Source organism: Bacillus sp. L75, from assembly GCF_003676355.1.
In the GTDB taxonomy this organism is placed as follows: Bacteria; Bacillota; Bacilli; order Bacillales; family Bacillaceae; genus Bacillus; species Bacillus velezensis.
Genome location: NZ_ML064901.1, coordinates 68178 through 86121 on the forward strand (window position 1 = coordinate 68178; position 17944 = coordinate 86121).

The 17944-nt window shown below is 47.0% G+C and carries 15 protein-coding genes and 1 pseudogene; 12 read left to right on the forward strand and 4 right to left on the reverse strand.

Annotated features, from left to right (window positions below; genetic code table 11):
• Positions 1 to 72 precede the first annotated feature (72 nt).
• Both D5S11_RS00385 and D5S11_RS00390 read right to left on the reverse strand, forming a co-directional pair.
• On the reverse strand, positions 73 to 192 hold the full coding sequence (locus D5S11_RS00385) for a PhrC/PhrF family phosphatase-inhibitory pheromone (RefSeq protein WP_007407639.1): 120 nt from the start codon (positions 190 to 192) through the stop codon (positions 73 to 75).
• Complete coding sequence (locus D5S11_RS00390) at positions 176 to 1321, reverse strand: response regulator aspartate phosphatase (RefSeq protein WP_007407638.1); 1146 nt, start codon at positions 1319 to 1321, stop codon at positions 176 to 178. Before D5S11_RS00390 ends, D5S11_RS00385 begins: the two co-directional genes overlap by 17 nt.
• Positions 1322 to 1551: 230 nt before the next feature.
• Here D5S11_RS00390 and D5S11_RS00400 point away from each other — a divergent pair, with 230 nt between their 5' ends.
• Positions 1552 to 2907, forward strand: a complete 1356-nt coding sequence (locus D5S11_RS00400; protein WP_032867380.1) for a YncE family protein — start codon at positions 1552 to 1554, stop codon at positions 2905 to 2907.
• Positions 2908 to 2946: 39 nt separating this feature from the next.
• On the forward strand, positions 2947 to 4323 hold the full coding sequence (locus tag D5S11_RS00405) for a YncE family protein (RefSeq protein WP_032867382.1): 1377 nt from the start codon (positions 2947 to 2949) through the stop codon (positions 4321 to 4323).
• Positions 4324 to 4329: 6 nt separating this feature from the next.
• On the opposite strand, the pseudogene D5S11_RS00410 reads toward D5S11_RS00405, so the two are convergent.
• A pseudogene (locus D5S11_RS00410) lies at positions 4330 to 4842 on the reverse strand (bacteriocin biosynthesis protein AlbG); the annotation flags it as partial.
• Between the two features lie 153 nt (positions 4843 to 4995).
• On the opposite strand from D5S11_RS00410, the gene D5S11_RS00415 reads away from it, so the two are divergent.
• The 4 genes from D5S11_RS00415 (at position 4996) to D5S11_RS00430 (ending at position 9229) form a co-directional block, all read left to right on the forward strand.
• Positions 4996 to 5424: a YwiB family protein gene (locus tag D5S11_RS00415; RefSeq protein WP_007407634.1), complete on the forward strand. Its 429-nt coding sequence runs from the start codon at positions 4996 to 4998 to the stop codon at positions 5422 to 5424.
• A complete protein-coding gene (argS, locus tag D5S11_RS00420) occupies positions 5421 to 7091 on the forward strand; it encodes an arginine--tRNA ligase (RefSeq protein WP_007407633.1) in 1671 nt (556 codons plus the stop codon). Before D5S11_RS00415 ends, argS begins: the two co-directional genes overlap by 4 nt.
• A gap of 133 nt (positions 7092 to 7224) precedes the next feature.
• The gene (gene narK / locus D5S11_RS00425; protein ID WP_032867385.1) at positions 7225 to 8415 is read left to right on the forward strand and encodes a nitrate transporter NarK; all 1191 of its coding nucleotides are present in this window, start codon (positions 7225 to 7227) and stop codon (positions 8413 to 8415) included.
• Between the two features lie 97 nt (positions 8416 to 8512).
• Complete coding sequence (locus D5S11_RS00430; RefSeq protein WP_007407631.1) at positions 8513 to 9229, forward strand: fumarate/nitrate reduction transcriptional regulator Fnr; 717 nt, start codon at positions 8513 to 8515, stop codon at positions 9227 to 9229.
• Between the two features lie 31 nt (positions 9230 to 9260).
• Here D5S11_RS00430 and D5S11_RS00435 read toward each other — a convergent pair whose 3' ends face one another.
• Positions 9261 to 9980, reverse strand: a complete 720-nt coding sequence (locus D5S11_RS00435; protein WP_007407630.1) for a YwiC-like family protein — start codon at positions 9978 to 9980, stop codon at positions 9261 to 9263.
• Between the two features lie 142 nt (positions 9981 to 10122).
• On the opposite strand from D5S11_RS00435, the gene D5S11_RS00440 reads away from it, so the two are divergent.
• The 6 genes from D5S11_RS00440 (at position 10123) to D5S11_RS00465 (ending at position 17937) form a co-directional block, all read left to right on the forward strand.
• Complete coding sequence (locus D5S11_RS00440) at positions 10123 to 10599, forward strand: cyclic nucleotide-binding domain-containing protein (RefSeq protein WP_007407629.1); 477 nt, start codon at positions 10123 to 10125, stop codon at positions 10597 to 10599.
• 178 nt (positions 10600 to 10777) lie between these two features.
• Positions 10778 to 14464 carry a nitrate reductase subunit alpha gene (locus tag D5S11_RS00445; RefSeq protein ID WP_108725259.1) on the forward strand — a complete coding sequence of 1229 codons (3687 nt, stop codon included), beginning with the start codon at positions 10778 to 10780 and terminating at the stop codon, positions 14462 to 14464.
• Positions 14454 to 15917 (forward strand): nitrate reductase subunit beta, encoded by a 1464-nt coding sequence (narH, locus tag D5S11_RS00450; protein ID WP_007614408.1) that lies wholly within the window; start codon positions 14454 to 14456, stop codon positions 15915 to 15917. The genes D5S11_RS00445 and narH overlap by 11 nt, the downstream gene beginning before the upstream one ends.
• 25 nt (positions 15918 to 15942) lie before the next feature.
• The gene (gene narJ, locus D5S11_RS00455) at positions 15943 to 16500 is read left to right on the forward strand and encodes a nitrate reductase molybdenum cofactor assembly chaperone (protein WP_032867392.1); all 558 of its coding nucleotides are present in this window, start codon (positions 15943 to 15945) and stop codon (positions 16498 to 16500) included.
• On the forward strand, positions 16497 to 17168 hold the full coding sequence (narI, locus tag D5S11_RS00460; protein WP_032867394.1) for a respiratory nitrate reductase subunit gamma: 672 nt from the start codon (positions 16497 to 16499) through the stop codon (positions 17166 to 17168). Before narJ ends, narI begins: the two co-directional genes overlap by 4 nt.
• A gap of 139 nt (positions 17169 to 17307) precedes the next feature.
• Positions 17308 to 17937: a YitT family protein gene (locus tag D5S11_RS00465; RefSeq protein ID WP_007407623.1), complete on the forward strand. Its 630-nt coding sequence runs from the start codon at positions 17308 to 17310 to the stop codon at positions 17935 to 17937.
• Positions 17938 to 17944: the final 7 nt, after the last annotated feature.

The following is a 17944-nucleotide window of genomic DNA, read 5'->3' on the forward strand; positions in this document are numbered from 1 at the left end:
GTTTTTGCAAATTAGTTGTTTATATAAAAAACGGCTTGCAGTTTAACCTGCAAGCCTAAAAGTAATCATCATTTAAATCATTCCGCGCTGAGCAACTTCAAATTGATGTTTCGGTGCACTTGCGATTTCGGCTGAAACAAAAACAGTGCTTATTGCCAAGCAAGTAAGTGCTAATTTATACTTCAATTTCATACAACTTCACACCTCCTTGAATCTGCTGTCTTGTTTCTTCCACCTTTAAAAAATATGCGGAAGCCTTCTCGAAATTTTCTCTTTCATGATAATATTTTGCCACATCTAAGGCAAAATCTTCAAGATCAGCATACATCGATTTATCTCTGAGAAAGTCAAAACATTCCATGATTGCTTCTTCATCAGGCTCACCGACATATAAAGATTCTAAAAATTCATACTCGGCGATATATAGGGAATCTTCTGCCTCCTCTGCATAAGATACCCCTTTGTCATGATATTGTCTGGCTATGGCCATATTTCCGATTTTATAATGTATTTGTGTGATTAAGAAATAGGCTTGCGGGAGAGAAGTGATGATGTTCCCATCTTCAAAAACAGCTATTGCCCGTTTTATGTAATCAATGGCTGGTTTGTAATTTTCTTGGCTGTTAAAACAAAGTCCGATATTATATAGAGTCCGGCCCATTAATTGTGGCTGCTGTTCTGCCTCTGCCATGGCATAAGCCTTTTTAAAATGCTGAATTGCTTCATCATATTGCTTTAAGTCAAGAAAGTTGGTAGCGAACAATGAATGGCACTGAAGCACCCTTATATTATATGCCTCCTGCTTATGATAAATTTTATAAGCCTGCCGGGCATAATCCATAGAAAAATAAGTCTGTTTCATATAATAGTAGGACTCTGACATCTTAAAATAAAATTCAGCTTTCTCGATACAATCTTTGACAAAATCAAGCTTATATTCAGCTTTCTTAAAAAACTGAATCGCTGAAAGATATTCACGGCATTCCAGCTCATACATCCCCCGGAAAAAATTAAAATAATAATCAAGACGTCCGGTCAGCCGGGCCTGCTTTTTATCAATATCCGCGAGCAGATCCGATAGTCTAGGCTGTTCTTCTATCCGCTGCGATTCCAGCGGTTCGAGGTATTCGAGCATCAGATTATGGCGGAATTCCATGAGAGAATAGTATAGATGAAGATCCTGATCATCTTCCAGACCTGCAAGTTCTTCTTTGATTTCTCTCCGCAAGTACTCGGCGTCCGGGATGCTGAACCTTCGAATGTACATATACCATTCGTTGATTTTTTCTCCAACCGCTGAAGATGATAAAACACTCGCCACTATTCCGAATCCCTCCCTTCCACGTTATGTATATGACATATTTTATCATTTTCATTCGGAAGGATAGCGCAAAAATACCGCAATGTTTTCTTTCGTTAAAACCGCATGTCTGCGGATATCATTTCAAAAATCCACTATTATCCCCACAATTTGTACAAGCAAACAAATACACCTTCCCATATTCTGTTGTATCTGCGTGAGCAGTGTATGTCTGAAAAGGAAGTGAAGATATGAGAAATAACAAGCTTTCCTTTAAAGAAAAAGCAGGAGCCGCACAAGAAGAATGTTTATGTTTTTGCGAGGAAGAAGCAAGCCGTGAAGCGATGTTTCAAGCGCCGATTGAATTGCCTGAGGGGTTTGTCGTTGATCCGGCTGAAGCTGTTGCAGGCGTGACGTGGAATGCAGACAGCCTTTCTTGTGTCATTGAACGCTGTTTCATTGAGACGGGGCCAGAGCCTGATGAAATCGGTGTTCAATTCGCAGTGCGCCTGCAGGGAACTGTTACGCTTCTCGTCAGTGTCTCACCAGTGCGAAATCAATATGGACAAGGGAACGGGTCTGTTTCTGTCATCCGCAATGCAGAGATTGACCAAGTCGTCTATTATTCCGATGAGCCTGATGATTGCCCGGATGTCAGTGACATTACGATCGAGAACCTTATTGTCGTTCCGCCATTCTATGGCAGTCCTTTATCGGTGACGGGCACGATTGTGCTTGTGCCCGAACCGGGACCCGTTTATGCGTTTACAGCGAATCCAAACGATCAATCGGTTTCTGTGATAGATACAAACACTCACACCGTTGTGACAAAAATTGCTCTTCCGTACCGGCCGACAGGTATTGAAATAACTCCGGATAAAAGCGCTGTGTTTGTTTTGCACTTCAACAATAATGTGATTTCTGTCATCGATTATGACACTTTAACAGTGACAGCATCCATACTGCTGGATCAGCCGCCTGGATCGGTAAAATGCATCCCAAATCATGAGTTTGCTTATGTTCTCGGCGATACTGCGATTTATGTGATTGGAATTGATACGTTAACTGTGGATAGGTCGATTCCTGTGGAAGGATTTGATTTTGCAATTGATCCCAATGGGTTATTCGCCTATGTTCTTGATTTTGGTTTAGTGCAAAAAGTGGACCTATTCACCGGTGAAGTCACAGGAACGATTGAACGAGAGCTTATCGTATCATCCATAGAAACAAATTGGCCGGAGCGGTATGCGTATGTCTTAGAACAAGAATTCTTATTCAATTATTTGACGGTTATTGACTTAAATACGTTTACGATCAGCATTACCCAAGAGCTGGAGCCTGATGGCCAATATGTAATGTTTACGAGTGGATCAGAGGTGTATTTACATGACAGCTTCACTGGCAATTTATATGCTGTCAGTCCGAATGGTGCAGGCGTTATAGGAAATGTTCCGCAATCGGCAAGAGACTTTGCGTTTACTCCGAATGGCGAATTTCTGTATGCTGCTCATTTTTTAGAGCAGAACATCACTGTTTACAACACGGATGATTATTCTGTGGAAACTGTGATATCTCTTGGGGTTTCACCGGGAGATATTGTGATTTAACCAACTGCATGCTGTACATTTCTAAAAGGACGTGAATTCATGAAAAAGAATGATCTGTCTGCTTTACAGGAAAATTGTTTCTGTTTTTGTGATGAGGAAATTAGCAGAGAAGCGCCGTTTCAAGTGCCGATTGACATTCCCGAGGGGTTCACCATTGATTCTGCCGAAGCAGCTGCGACGGTTACATGGAGTACTGCTCATTTATTATGTATCAGTGAGCCTTGCTTAATCCAGACTGGGACGGAACCAGAAGATATCGGTATTCGATATGCCGTGAGAGTAAAAGGGACCGTTACGCTTCTTGTCAGTGTGTCGCCTGTACGAAATCAATATGGACAAGGGGACGGGTCTGTTTCTGTGATTCATACTGAAGAGATTGATCAAGTTGTTTATTATGCAGCGCAGTCTGGCCGCTGTCCTGATTTCAGTCAAATAACGGTGGAAGATCTTCTCATTGTACCGCCTTTCTACGGCAGTCCGCTTACGGTGACCGGGACACTTGTTTTACCGCCACCGCCAGACCCTCAATCGTATGTGTTTACAGCCAATTCAGGAGACAGCACGGTTTCGGTTATTGATTCAGATTTAAACACTGTTGTAAAAACAATCCCTTTTTCTGACGTGCCAACTAATCTAGGCGTTACTTTCGATAAAGCTTTCACGTATGTCCTCCATGGGAATACCAACCTTGTCTCAGTGCTAGATAATAAAACATTAACCATCATAAATACCATCACTGTTGGAGGAGGGCCGAGAAAGGTTGAATTTGATTCAACAGATGAGTTCGCGTACGTGATGGCCGCCGGATCTATATATATGATCAACATGGCCTCTCAATCGGTCATTGATGTCATTCCGATACCCGGCGCTTTAGACTTTGCTCTTGATCCGAATGGACAGTATGTCTATACCGCTAATGGAAGCAGTTGGTCGGTTGATAAATATGATGTAAATACTGGGCAGTTGGTAGAAAGTATCATAGATACATTTGAATTTCCCAGTTTAATTGCCACTCCTTACGCTGGAAATTTTGCGTATGTGTTGAATGGTGAGCTGCTGCCGAAAGGGGTAACGGAGATCAGTTTGTCACCATTAAGCAGGGGAGGCGACTTCAACCGTTTATTTGAAACTCTGAGGACGATTGTATTTTCTCGCGATAGCACTAGGGCTTATTTTCTAGAGCCATATAGTGAACCGTTTCTCATTAATAACTTATACGTAGTTAATACGGCTGGACAGAGGATCATTGCAAACGTGTCTCTGCCCGGCGCCTTTGACCTCGCCGTAACACCTGATAATCAGTACATTTATGCAGCACAGCCCGGCGACAATACCGTAACCGTGTACCGCACGAGTGATTATACAGCCATGACGGTGATTCCGGTTGGGACTGGTCCGTCAGCGATTGCGATGTAGCTTATTTCACAGGTTGAGAGAAGCAGAGCTGCGATAAAAAAATCGTTTATAAATAAATGAGCCGATCTGCTGGATGGCAGCCAGGATGATTAAAAACAGCAGTTCACTTACAGTGAAACTGAGCATCCGCCAAACCCCGGCTCCTGTCAGCGCTCCCGCATGCCCTTTTTTGAACAGGCTGACATGCTGGAAAAGCTGCAGCAAGTACGTCCGCATAAAATACAATAAATACAAAATCAGTAACACCGCGAGTCCCATTGATACGGCAAGGGGCGTGTGAAAGCGGAAAGGGACGGCTTTGACGATTTCGAACACGCAGCCGAATATGATGACTTGGCATAATACAGCAGCCATCACGTGTGTTTGGCGGACGTTTTTATAGCTGTCACGCAGCGCTTTGACATCGTTGGCATTTCTGCTGCACAATCTATGTTGCCGGAAGTCGCAGCAGCTTCGATGAGACTGTGTGAGTTTCTGAAAAGCTGCTGTCATGTTTTTTACGGATTGGGTGACATAGTGATATGATTTTCTCTTCTCATAAGGAACTGCTTTTTATGAGGTTTATCTTCAAATCTAATGAGCAATGATGGTAAGATAGAAGCAGTTGAAGTTTACAAGCTGAATGATTATACTATTCAAGTCAAAGTGGAATGATGAAAAGGACGTGTCAAAATGAAGCAAGAGACACCGATAACACTCCATGTGAAGTCTGTGATCGAGGATGACGGAAATGATGAAGTCATCGAATTCCGTACTACCGGATTTTACTATGTAAAACAACAAAAAGTGTATCTATCTTATTATGAAGAACACGACCTAGGCAAAGTAAAAACGATTGTGAAGGTGAGCGAAGGCGAAGTCCTGATCATGAGGTCAGGCGCTGTTAAAATGAATCAGCGTTTCATAACGGGAGCTTCCACAATTGCGAAATATAAAATGTCATTTGGTGAGCTTGAGCTGGAAACAAGCACAAAATCGATTCAATCTGATCTCGGTGAAGAAAAAGGCCGAATCAGCATCGCATATGACATGCATGTCGGAGACGGGCAGCAGCATTTACATAATATGACGATCACGTATGAGGGAGGAACTCACGCATGAACATTGCGGAACAAATGAAGGACGTGCTGAAGGAAGAAATCAAAGCGGCCGTTCTGAAAGCGGGCCTGGCGGACGAAAGCCAGATTCCAAGCGTACTGTTAGAAACGCCGAAAGAAAAAACACACGGTGATTATTCCACAAACATGGCGATGCAGCTGGCGAGAATCGCAAAAAAAGCGCCGCGCCAAATCGCTGAGGAGATCGTGGCATCATTTGATAAAGGCAAAGCTTCCATTGAAAAGATGGATATTGCGGGACCCGGCTTTATCAACTTTTACATGAACAACAGCTACTTAACAAAACTGATTCCGTCCGTGCTTGAAGCGGGTGAACATTACGGAGAGACAAACATCGGACAAGGCGAAAAGATTCAGGTCGAATTCGTATCAGCCAACCCGACGGGAGATCTTCACTTAGGCCATGCGCGCGGCGCGGCGGTAGGTGACGCGCTGTGCAGCGTGCTTTCTAAAGCGGGCTATGATGTGAGCCGCGAATACTATATTAATGATGCGGGCAACCAGATTAACAACCTGGCGCTTTCCGTTGAAGTCCGTTATTTTGAAGCGCTCGGTCTCGAGAAACCGATGCCGGAAGACGGCTACCGCGGCGAGGATATTATCGCCATCGGGAAAAAGCTTGCCGAAGATTTCGGCGACCGTTTCGTACACGAAGAGGAGAGCGAACGTCAGGCGTTTTTCCGTGAATACGGCTTAAAGTACGAGCTTGATAAACTTCGCTCCGATCTGGAAAATTTCCGCGTGCCGTTTGACGTATGGTATTCTGAAACGTCACTGTATGAAAACGGAAAAATTGATCAGGCGCTTGAGGCGCTTCGCGAAAAGGGCCATGTATACGAAGAGGACGGCGCGACATGGTTCCGCTCCACAACGTTCGGCGACGATAAAGACCGTGTGCTGATCAAAAAAGACGGCTCATACACTTATTTGCTGCCGGATATCGCATACCATAAAGACAAACTTGACCGCGGATTCGACAAGCTCATCAATGTATGGGGCGCGGATCACCACGGGTATATTCCGCGTATGAAAGCGGCGATTGAAGCGCTCGGTTACAAGAAAGGCACATTGGAAGTTGAGATCATTCAGCTCGTTCATTTATACAAAAACGGCGAAAAAATGAAGATGAGCAAACGTACGGGGAAAGCCGTAACGATGCGCGACTTGATTGAAGAAGTCGGCTTGGATGCCGTGCGTTATTTCTTCGCGATGCGCAGCGCTGATACGCACATGGATTTTGACTTGGATCTTGCCGTATCCACATCTAACGAAAACCCTGTGTATTATGCACAATACGCACATGCACGTATTTGCAGCATGCTTCGCCAAGGGGAGGAGCAGGGACTTAAACCGGCGGCAGATCTTGATTTCAGCCATATTCAATCAGAAAAAGAATATGACCTGCTGAAAACGATCGGCGGCTTCCCTGAGGCAGTGGCAGAAGCGGCGGAAAAACGCATTCCTCACCGTGTCACAAACTATATTTATGATCTGGCTTCCGCTCTGCACAGCTTCTACAATGCGGAGAAAGTCATCGATCCGGAAAATAAAGAGAAGAGCCGCGCGCGTCTCGCTTTAATGAAGGCGACGCAAATTACGCTGAACAATGCGCTTCAGCTGATCGGCGTATCCGCTCCGGAAAAAATGTAATGATGATCAAAGGACAAAGTCTTCGGGCTTTGTTCTTTTTTTGTATATAAAGCGTGTGATGTAATTCACAATCCCGCACACTGAGTTTTTGTATGATAAGACTGATATTGAATCAGTGAAAGGGGCAAGCCGAATGATCAATCGTCAACATATTCAATTATCGTTGCAGTCATTAAGCTTAGTGGCAGGGTTTATGGTGTGGGTGCTGATTTCATCGCTCATTTCTCAAATGACATCAGATATTCATTTAAGCAAAGGCGAAATTTCATTGGTGACGGCGATTCCCGTTATTCTCGGATCGCTTCTCCGTATTCCTTTAGGATATTTAACGAACAGGTATGGGGCGCGGCTGATGTTTATGATCAGCTTCATCCTGCTTTTGTTTCCTGTATTTTGGATCAGTATCGCGGATTCTTTATTTGATTTAATCGCGGGCGGCTTTTTCTTAGGGATCGGGGGAGCGGTATTCTCCATCGGAGTGACGTCCCTCCCGAAATATTATCCGAAAGAAAAGCACGGTGTCGTCAATGGGATTTACGGTGCCGGAAACATCGGGACCGCCGTTACTACCTTTGCGGCGCCGGTTATCGCTCAAGCCGCGGGATGGAAAGCAACCGTGCAGATGTATCTTGTTTTGCTGGCTGTCTTCGCATTACTGCACGTTTTGTTCGGCGACCGGCATGAGAAGAAAGTCAAAATTTCCATAAAGACACAAATGAAAGCCGTTTACCGAAATCATGTGCTGTGGATGTTGAGCCTGTTTTATTTTATTACGTTCGGCGCCTTTGTCGCCTTTACCATCTATCTTCCGAATTTTTTGGTTGAGCATTTTGGGCTGAGCCCTGCGGACGCCGGTCTGCGGACGGCCGGCTTTATTGCGGTCTCTACGCTGCTCAGGCCTGTGGGAGGGTTTCTTGCAGATAAACTGAGCCCGCTCCGCATTCTGATGTTCGTTTTCGCAGGGCTTACGCTGTCAGGGGTCATGCTGTCATTCTCCCCGACGATCGGCCTTTATGCGTTCGGATCGCTGACGGTGGCAGTCTGCTCAGGGATTGGAAACGGGACGGTATTTAAACTGGTGCCTTTCTATTTTTCGAAGCAAGCGGGGATTGCCAACGGGATTGTGTCTGCCATGGGCGGACTGGGCGGTTTTTTCCCTCCGCTGATTCTGGCAAGTGTATTTCAGGCAACAGGCCAATACGCGATCGGGTTTATGGCGCTTTCAGAGGTCGCGTTAGCCAGCTTTGTTCTTGTGATCTGGATGTATTGGCAGGAAAGAATGAAAACACATACGGAGAGAAACAGTCAGAGCCTCAATTCATAATGATCCATTCACAAGATTGTTAGTTTTTTCTGGGTGAGTGCAAATCAAGTCACGTTACAATATACATACGCAACGTGACTTTCTTCGAGGTGAGCTCATGAATATTCTCTCTGTCCGAAAATCTGATAAAGAACTTCTTTCCCGCGAACTGCATGAATTGCTGGAATCGATCAGTACGAAAAGGAAAATGAAAAAACATACTTATTTGTTTCAAGAAGGAATGGATGCAAAAGAGCTTTATCTGATTCAGTCAGGACTCATTGAAATCGGCAAGCTGACGTCTGACGGAAAAGACCTGACGCTTAGAATCTGCCAAAAAAACGATATTGTCGGGGAATTGACGCTATTCACAGATGAGCCGAGATATATGCTCAGTGCGAAAGTGTTAGAGGATGGCGAGGTGCTCGTCATTAATAAAAACAAGCTGGAAAAGGAATTGATCCAAAACGGTGTTTTGACGTTTGAATTTATGAAATGGATGAGCACCCATCTTCGAAAAATCCAGTCCAAGATCAGGGACCTGCTTCTTCACGGCAAAAAGGGGGCACTCTATTCCACCCTTATCCGCTTATCAAACAGCTACGGGGTGGAACGAAGTGACGGGATTCTGATTAACATTGTGCTGACAAATCAGGATTTGGCTAAGTTTTGCGCGGCGGCAAGGGAGAGCGTCAACCGCATGCTGGGAGACCTCCGCAAACAAGGGGTTATTTCGATAGACGAAACCGGAAAAATTATTTTGCACAAGCGGGACTATTTACGATGCGAGATCGAGTGTGAAAATTGTCCGCTGGAGATCTGCAATATTGACTGAAAAAAACAAGGGCAGCCGGTGTCCTTGTTTTTCAGCTTGTGATACATATACACATGACGGCGAAAAAGAAGCCGGCATTTACGATTTCCAGAATGCCGATCGTTTTCACCGGCCAGTCTCTTCCGTGAAAAAACCAGGCCCGCAGACTGCTTGGGATAAAAGAGAGAAACGCCCAGCCTGCCCCGAGAAGAGCCGATAAAAAGGGGAGCAAGAGGTGATATCCCCACGACCAGTATGCAAAGGTTCTGCTTTTTCTCTCCCGTATGACCGATTTCACATAAAAAGAACTCCCGACAAAAAATAAAGCAGATTGCAAGAATAGAAACCAAGCCCAGCCGTCAAGGGTTCCCGTTCCCAGCCAGCAGCTCGCAAGCCCGCCTGAACAAAAGAACAGAACACCCGCAATATCATTCGTGAGCGCCCGTTCGTTTTTTCGGCGGGCATAATGCGTATGTATGAGAAACAGCGGCAATAAAAAAACGCCGATCCAGACGAGCTGCGGCTTATGATAGACAGAAATGATCAAAAAGCAGCAGGCCGGAAAACCGTAATACCATATCCACTTTTGATAGGGCTGAAGCTGTTTTTTTTTCAAAGCGAGCGAAACGGGATAAACCGCTAAGTAAAGGAACAGCCAGCCCAGAAAGAGCGGAATATGCCAGAAAACCGGGCCTCCCTTGACCATGCCGAGTAAAAATGGAATCAGCAGCATCGCCCATGCGCCGTGCTGCTTCGGAATCATCGCCTTCATCGAAACCCTCCTTTTTATTTCATTATAAGTACAAACACTCTCCTGATAAGTGACTTTTATCATACAAGCTGTGAAATACATCACTGCCGCGCGGGCTCAATCGGGCTACACTAAAGCTATCCTTAGCACAGGAGGCTTTCCTATGAATCAGTGTGACTATTTATTATTTCTGAAACAACTTCCTATGTTTAATGAAGTGCCTCTGTCCATTGTCGAAACCTTGCTGAAAAACGGGACGTTTATCCGCGGCTCATCTGACCAATCTCCATCCTTTCTTCATTCACAATCCGTTTATATTGTATTAAAAGGCAATATCCGTTTTACGGACAGCAGGCTCCCTGAAGGGTCGCAAACCGTTGCGCTGTGGGAAAAAGGCGATGTGTTTCCGATTGATGAAAAAGGCGGGCTCTCTTTATCGCCTTTTATCTCAGTCAATGCCTCACCGGATATTCTGGTACTCCATATTCCATATTCCGTATTTAAGCAAATGATGTCTTACCATCCGCGGCTGCAAATGAACTTTTTGGCGATGCTTCAGCAAAATGTCTTCTGTTCCTATCAGTTGTTTTTGCGGTATCTGCATACATCACGGGATGAAAACGCCGAACCCGGTTCTTAAACAGAACCGGTTTTTTTTGATGACGCCGGGCGTCCCCATATCGTTTGAAAATCCTTCCTGCTGCTCTGTGTGAACGTTTTGTGAAAAAAGCAGAGTGTGTGACATAGTTCACAAGGTGATGCGACGTCTCTGTTTATAGTGTACATAGCATCACCTGACTCGGAAGGAGTGAACGATCATGAAGAAAAAGAAAATGAGTCCGTTGCTCAGGAGATTAAACTATTTTTCTCCTATCGAACATCATTCAAATAACCATAGCCAAACGACAAGCGAAGATCGTGATTGGGAGAATGTATACAGAAACAGATGGCAGTACGACAAAGTCGTTCGCTCCACCCACGGCGTCAACTGCACGGGTTCTTGCAGCTGGAATATTTATGTGAAAAACGGAATTGTCACGTGGGAAGGACAAAACTTGAATTATCCATCAACAGGCCCGGATATGCCTGATTTCGAACCGAGAGGCTGTCCGCGGGGGGCCAGTTTTTCTTGGTACATCTACAGCCCGCTCCGTGTGAAATATCCATATGTGCGCGGTGTGCTGATCAATTTGTGGCGGGAAGCATTGCAGGCGCATCATAATCCGCTGGATGCCTGGAAATCGATCGTCGAAAACCCTGAAAAAGCGAAGTCCTATAAACAGGCAAGGGGGAAAGGCGGCTTTGTCCGCGCGGAATGGCCGGAGGTGCTGAAGCTGATTTCAGCCTCTCTGCTGTATACAGTGATGAAATACGGGCCTGACCGGAATGTCGGTTTTTCTCCGATCCCGGCGATGTCCATGATCAGCCACGCATCAGGTTCGCGATTCATGTCGTTAATCGGCGGCCCAATGCTCAGTTTCTATGACTGGTATGCGGATCTTCCGCCGGCGTCCCCGCAAATTTGGGGCGACCAGACGGACGTTCCGGAGAGCAGTGATTGGTACAATTCAGGCTATATTATCACATGGGGCTCCAACGTTCCGTTAACGAGAACGCCTGATGCGCATTTTCTGGCGGAAGCCCGCTATAAAGGCGCTAAAGTCATTTCGATCAGTCCCGATTTTGCGGAATCCTCAAAGTTCGCAGATGACTGGCTGAGTATCCGCCAGGGGACTGACGGGGCGCTTGCGATGGCGATGGGTCACGTCATTTTGCAGGAATTTTACGTGAACCAAGAAACTGAACGTTTTATTGAGTACGCGAAGCAATACACCGATTTTCCATTCTTCGTCACTCTGTCAAAAGAGAACGGCGTGTATACAGCAGGACGGTTTCTGCATGCAAAAGACATCGGGCGGCAGACAAAAAATGATCAGTGGAAGCCGGCGGTCTGGAATGAACAGACAGGTGCGTTTGCCATACCGCAAGGCACAATGGGCTCCCGCTGGGACGGGCAGCAGAAATGGAATCTGCACATGATCGACGAAGACACCGGGGAACAGATTGAGCCCCGTCTCTCCGTGCTCGGAATAGAGGACGAAATCGGCTCAGTGCGCATTCCGTATTTTTCAGATGACGGAAACAAAGTGCTTGAGCGGGATCTTCCTATTAAAAAACTGGACCTGAACGGTGAAGAGACGTACGTCACGACCGTGTTTGACTTGATATTGGCCAACTACGGCGTGAACCGGGGCATCGGCGGACAATCAGCCGCATCCTATGATGATCCCCGTCCGTTCACACCTGCCTGGCAGGAACGGATCACGGGAATTAAAAGAGAAGCCGTTATACAGATTGCCAGGGAGTTTGCCCAAAATGCGATTGATACAGACGGCAGATCCATGATTATCGTAGGGGCGGGAATCAACCACTGGTTCAACTCCGACACAATTTACCGTGCGGTGTTAAATCTTGTTTTACTCGTAGGCGCCCAAGGCGTAAACGGCGGAGGCTGGGCCCATTACGTGGGGCAGGAAAAGCTCCGTCCGGCTGAAGGGTGGCAGACGATTGCAACCGCAAAGGACTGGGAAGGCGTGCCTAAACTTCAAAACGGCACCTCGTTTTTCTACTTTGCGACAGACCAGTGGCGTTATGAAGACCAGCCGATCAGTGACTTGGCTTCACCGATCACCGCGTCATCCCGCTACAGGCATCACGCCGATTACAATGTGCTGGCGGCGCGATTAGGGTGGCTTCCGTCTTACCCGACATTCAATCAAAACGGCATTGATCTGTACAAAGAAGCTGAGAAAGCGGGGGCGGCGACACCTGAAGACGTAGGTGCGTACGTGGCCTCACGGCTTCAAGAGAAAAAACTGAAATTGGCGATTGAAGACCCTGACAATGAAGTGAATTTCCCAAGGAATCTCTTCGTATGGCGGGCAAATCTGATCTCAAGCTCAGGGAAAGGGCATGAATATTTTCTCAAGCATCTGCTGGGGACGACGAACGGTCTGATGAATGACGACAGCGACAGCATCCGCCCTGAAGAAATCAAATGGCGGGAGCAGGCGCCGGAAGGCAAGCTCGACTTGTTAATCAATCTTGATTTTCGAATGGCGGGTACGGCGCTGTATTCCGATATCGTGCTGCCGGCGGCTACATGGTATGAAAAACACGATCTCAGCAGTACGGATATGCATCCGTTTATTCATCCATTTGCTCCGGCCATCTCGGCGCCGTGGGAATCGAAGTCAGACTGGGATATTTTTAAGGCGCTGTCAAAAGCCGTTTCCGATCTGGCGGAAGAAGTCGATATGGAGCCGGTAAAAGAGGTAGTCGCAACGCCGCTTCTCCACGACACGATGCAGGAATTGGCCCAGCCATTCGGCAAAATCAATGACTGGAGCAAAGGCGAATGTGAAGCCATTCCGGGAAAAACGATGCCGAACATCCATGTCGTTGAACGGGATTACAAACACATTTTTCATAAAATGACCGCGCTCGGCCCTCATACGGCTTTAAAACCGAGCGGAACAAAAGGGATGAGCTGGTCGATTGCGGATGAATATGAATCACTCAAACAGAGACTGGGAGAAACCGATTCAAACAGCGTTGCCAAAGGATGCCCGAATATAAGTGAAGCGAAGCAGGCGGCGGAAGCGATTTTAACCCTGTCGTCCACCTCAAATGGAAAAGTCGCCGTGAAAGCATGGGAATCACTTGAAAACATTACCAATCTGGAGCTGAAAGACCTGGCGGAAGAGCGCGAGGAAGAATGCTTTACGTTCGAGCAAATTACAGCCCAGCCGAAAACGGTCATCACCTCTCCGGCCTTTACCGGTTCAGAAAAAGGAGGGCGCAGGTACTCGCCGTTTACGACGAATGTGGAAAAATTAATTCCGTGGCGGACGCTGACAGGCAGACAATCCTATTATGTCGATCATGAACTGATGATGGAATTCGGTGAAACGATGGCGACATTTAAACCGATCCTCCAGCACCGTCCGTTCCTAAGCAAGCGGCCTGATCAAGAGGGCAAAGAAATCGTTCTTAATTATTTGACGCCGCATAATAAATGGTCCGTCCACAGCATGTATTTTGATTCTCTGCCGATGCTGACGCTGTTCCGCGGCGGGCCGACCGTGTGGATGAATAAAGATGACGCAGAGGACACGGATATCAAAGACAACGATTGGATTGAATGCTTCAACCGAAACGGCGTTGTCGTCGCGAGAGCGGTTTTGTCTCACCGGATTCCTAAAGGAATGGCGTTTATGCACCATGCCCAGGACCGCCACATCAATGTGCCCGGCACAAAACTGACGAATAACCGCGGAGGCACCCATAACAGCCCGACAAGGATTCACGTCAAGCCGACCCAGATGATCGGGGGCTATGCCCAGCTCAGTTACGGCTTTAACTATTACGGTCCGACGGGGAATCAGCGCGATCTGAATGTCGTCATCCGCAAGCTGAAGGAGGTCGATTGGCTTGAAGATTAAAGCGCAGATCGGGATGGTCATGAATTTGGATAAATGCATCGGCTGCCACACGTGCAGCGTCACCTGCAAAAACACGTGGACAAACCGTTCCGGTGCGGAATATATGTATTTTAATAATGTAGAAACAAAGCCCGGCATCGGCTACCCGAAGCAATGGGAGGACCAGGACAAATATAAAGGCGGCTGGACGTTGAAAAAAGGAAAGCTTGAACTGAAATCAGGCCCGAAAACAAACCGGCTTGCAGGCCTTTTCTATAATCCGAATCAGCCGACGATTGATGACTACTATGAACCTTGGAACTATGATTATGAAACATTAACAAACAGCCCGCAAAAAAAGCACCAGCCGGTGGCGCGGCCGAAATCGTCCTTAACGGGGGATTTTATGAATATCGAATGGGGTCCGAACTGGGAAGATGATCTCGCGGGCGGCCATATTACAGGGCTTGAAGATCCAAACGTGCAAAAAATGGAGGAATCGATCAAAACAGAATTCGATGAAGTCTTTATGATGTATCTTCCGCGTATTTGTGAGCACTGCATTAATCCGGCGTGCGTGTCCTCCTGCCCGTCCGGCGCCATGTACAAACGCGAGGAAGACGGCATTGTGCTTGTGGATCAAAATGCATGCCGTTCATGGAGATATTGCGTCTCATCCTGTCCTTATAAAAAAGTCTATTTTAACTGGCAGACGAACAAAGCGGAAAAATGCACACTCTGCTTCCCGCGATTGGAGGCAGGGCTGCCGACCATCTGCTCCGAAACGTGTGTGGGCAGAATCCGCTATCTCGGCGTCATGCTGTATGATGCGGACAAAGTGGAGGAAGCGGCCTCTGTTGAAAATGAAAAGGATCTCTACCATTCCCAACTGGACGTTTTTCTTGATCCGAATGATCCTGAGATTGCCAAACTGGCAAAAGAACAAGGCATCCCGGCTGAATGGATAGAAGCGGCGCAGCAATCGCCGATCTATAAAATGATCATTGACTGGAAGATTGCGCTTCCGCTTCACCCTGAGTACCGTACGCTGCCGATGGTTTGGTACATTCCGCCGCTCAGCCCGATTATGAATCTCTTTGAAGGAAAAGGCAGCCGGCAAACGGCGGAAGCGATTTTTCCGGCTATCGACCAAATGAGAATTCCGATTGACTATTTGGCGCAGCTGTTAACGGCGGGGGATACGGATCATATTCGGTCCACGTTAAAGAAAATGTCTGTCATGCGCCAGTATATGAGGGCGGTTCAGACAAATAAATCCATCGACCCGGCATTGGTCTCCAGTGTCGGCTTAACAGAACAGCAAATTGAAGACATGTATCGGCTGCTGGCAATCGCCAAATATGATGACCGTTTTGTGATCCCGAGCAGCCATCGAGAAGAAGTGTCAGATTTATATGCTGAACAAGGGAGCTGCGGCTTATCATTTTCAGGCGGCCCCGGCTCCTGTTTCTAATTTTTCATAAATGAGGTGTAATAACATGAACACCACAGACCGGCAAATGACGTTCTCCGCTCTTTCCGTTCTTCTCTCTTATCCGGATGAAGAGTGGAGAGCCGAGATTCCCGATTGGAAGGCTCTTATCCATGACATCACCAATCAGCAAATCCGGGAGAAATTGCTGCACTTTTTAGAGGCGGCAGCCGGCTTTTCTCCGCAAGCGCTGATTGAACACTATGTGTATACGTTCGATTTCGGAAAAAAAACGAATATGTACGTCACCTACTTTAACTCAGGCGAACAAAGGGAGCGCGGCATTGAATTGCTGCATTTAAAAAACACCTACCAGCAATCCGGTTTCCTGCCGACAGAGAAAGAACTGCCTGATTACCTGCCGCTGATGCTGGAATTCGCCGCGGTTGCGGAGATTGAAGCGGCGAGAAGCGTGTTTGAGAAATACGTGTCTAATGTGAGGGAGCTGGCTTCCCGCCTCGAAAAAAATAACAGCATCTATGCTGAGCTGCTGCACGTGCTGCAGGCCGCACTGGAAAACATCGGTGTACATGAAAGCATTGAAGAAGGGGCTGTTCAGGCATGAGCGGGCAGATCCTGTGGGGCGTTATGCCATACATTGTATTGACGATCTTTATCGGCGGGCATATTTACCGCTATCAGCATGACCAATTCGGCTGGACGGCGAAATCAAGCGAGCTGTTAGAAAAGAAAAAACTTGCCGCTGGCAGCACACTTTTTCATTGGGGACTGCTGTGCGTTGTCGGCGGACATGTCATGGGAATTCTGATCCCGGAAGGCGTGTATGCTTCCCTTGGCATTTCAGAGCATATGTATCACAAAATGGCGATCGGCGCAGGCCTGCCGGCGGGGATTGCTGCATGTGCCGGACTTGTCATCCTGACATACAGAAGGCTGTTTGACAAAAGAATCCGCAAAACCAGCTCGCCATCGGATATCTTGACGCTTATTCTGCTGCTGTTCATGATGCTGTCGGGCGTTGCGGCCACGTTTCTCAACATCGATTCGAAAGGATTTGATTACAGGGCAACAGTCGGGCCGTGGTTCAGGGAAATTGTTTTGTTCCGGCCTGACGCTTCTTTGATGGAGAGTGTCCCGCTATGGTTTAAGTTTCATATCATCATAGGGTACGCCGTTTTTATCCTTTGGCCGTTTACAAGATTGGTTCACGTGTTCAGCCTGCCCCTCAAGTATTTGACCCGCAGCTATGTTGTCTATCGGAAACGCACGTAAAAATCCCCCCTGCAAGAGGGGGATTTTTTATGGTGAAAAAATAAAAACATAAGATATTTTCTGCCAAGGTAATGGCTGGGCGGCGGGGATTCCTGTTATGTTTTATTTGGAAATAACATCAACAAAAGGAGAGTGAAGAATGAAGCGGATTTTCCTCATTTTAGCCGCCTGTCTGATGACAAGCGCCGGCGTCCTGACACTCAGACATTCTCATGTATTAACCGGCGGCACAGCGGGACTGTCACTAAGCCTGTCATACTTGTTTCATTCCTCTTTTGCGATTATCTTCTTTCTGATCAATATCCCGTTTTATATATTTTCTCTCATCAGAATGGGAATCAAATTCACTCTATCCACCGTTTTTGCAGTCACAGTACTGACTCTGTTTACCGGCGCGGATCACTGGCTGCCGCCGGTCTCTGTTTCACCGCTTGCCGGGGCGATTTGCGGCGGGGCGCTGATCGGGTTCGGCCTGTCGCTCATGTTTTATCATCAGGCATCGCTCGGCGGCGCCAATATCCTCGCTTTATTTCTGCAAAAGCGCTGCGGATGGAATCCGGGTGCCGTTAATTTCCTCTTCGATTTTGGCGTCGTGCTGGCCGGCATTTTTTCCGTCGGGTTGCTGAAAGGGCTCTTCTCCTTAGTGTCGATAGCGGTCACCGGTCTGATCATCGGCATCTTCAAAAATAAAATCAAAGGCAGCTGCTCGCTCAATCCGGCATTGCTTCAGAACATCACACCCGGCCAATCACAAGAAGCTTCATCATAAGCCTTTC

Bases quoted from the DNA above. Each gene is read 5' to 3' on its own strand.
- D5S11_RS00385 (WP_007407639.1), bottom strand. From the start codon at position 192: ATGAAATTGAAGTATAAATTAGCACTTACTTGCTTGGCAATAAGCACT.
- D5S11_RS00400 (WP_032867380.1), top strand. From the start codon at position 1,552: ATGAGAAATAACAAGCTTTCCTTTAAAGAAAAAGCAGGAGCCGCACAA.
- D5S11_RS00405 (WP_032867382.1), top strand. From the start codon at position 2,947: ATGAAAAAGAATGATCTGTCTGCTTTACAGGAAAATTGTTTCTGTTTT.
- D5S11_RS00415 (WP_007407634.1), top strand. From the start codon at position 4,996: ATGAAGCAAGAGACACCGATAACACTCCATGTGAAGTCTGTGATCGAG.
- argS (WP_007407633.1), top strand. From the start codon at position 5,421: ATGAACATTGCGGAACAAATGAAGGACGTGCTGAAGGAAGAAATCAAA.
- narK (WP_032867385.1), top strand. From the start codon at position 7,225: ATGATCAATCGTCAACATATTCAATTATCGTTGCAGTCATTAAGCTTA.
- D5S11_RS00430 (WP_007407631.1), top strand. From the start codon at position 8,513: ATGAATATTCTCTCTGTCCGAAAATCTGATAAAGAACTTCTTTCCCGC.
- D5S11_RS00435 (WP_007407630.1), bottom strand. From the start codon at position 9,980: ATGAAGGCGATGATTCCGAAGCAGCACGGCGCATGGGCGATGCTGCTG.
- D5S11_RS00440 (WP_007407629.1), top strand. From the start codon at position 10,123: ATGAATCAGTGTGACTATTTATTATTTCTGAAACAACTTCCTATGTTT.
- D5S11_RS00445 (WP_108725259.1), top strand. From the start codon at position 10,778: ATGAAGAAAAAGAAAATGAGTCCGTTGCTCAGGAGATTAAACTATTTT.
- narJ (WP_032867392.1), top strand. From the start codon at position 15,943: ATGAACACCACAGACCGGCAAATGACGTTCTCCGCTCTTTCCGTTCTT.
- narI (WP_032867394.1), top strand. From the start codon at position 16,497: ATGAGCGGGCAGATCCTGTGGGGCGTTATGCCATACATTGTATTGACG.
- D5S11_RS00465 (WP_007407623.1), top strand. From the start codon at position 17,308: ATGAAGCGGATTTTCCTCATTTTAGCCGCCTGTCTGATGACAAGCGCC.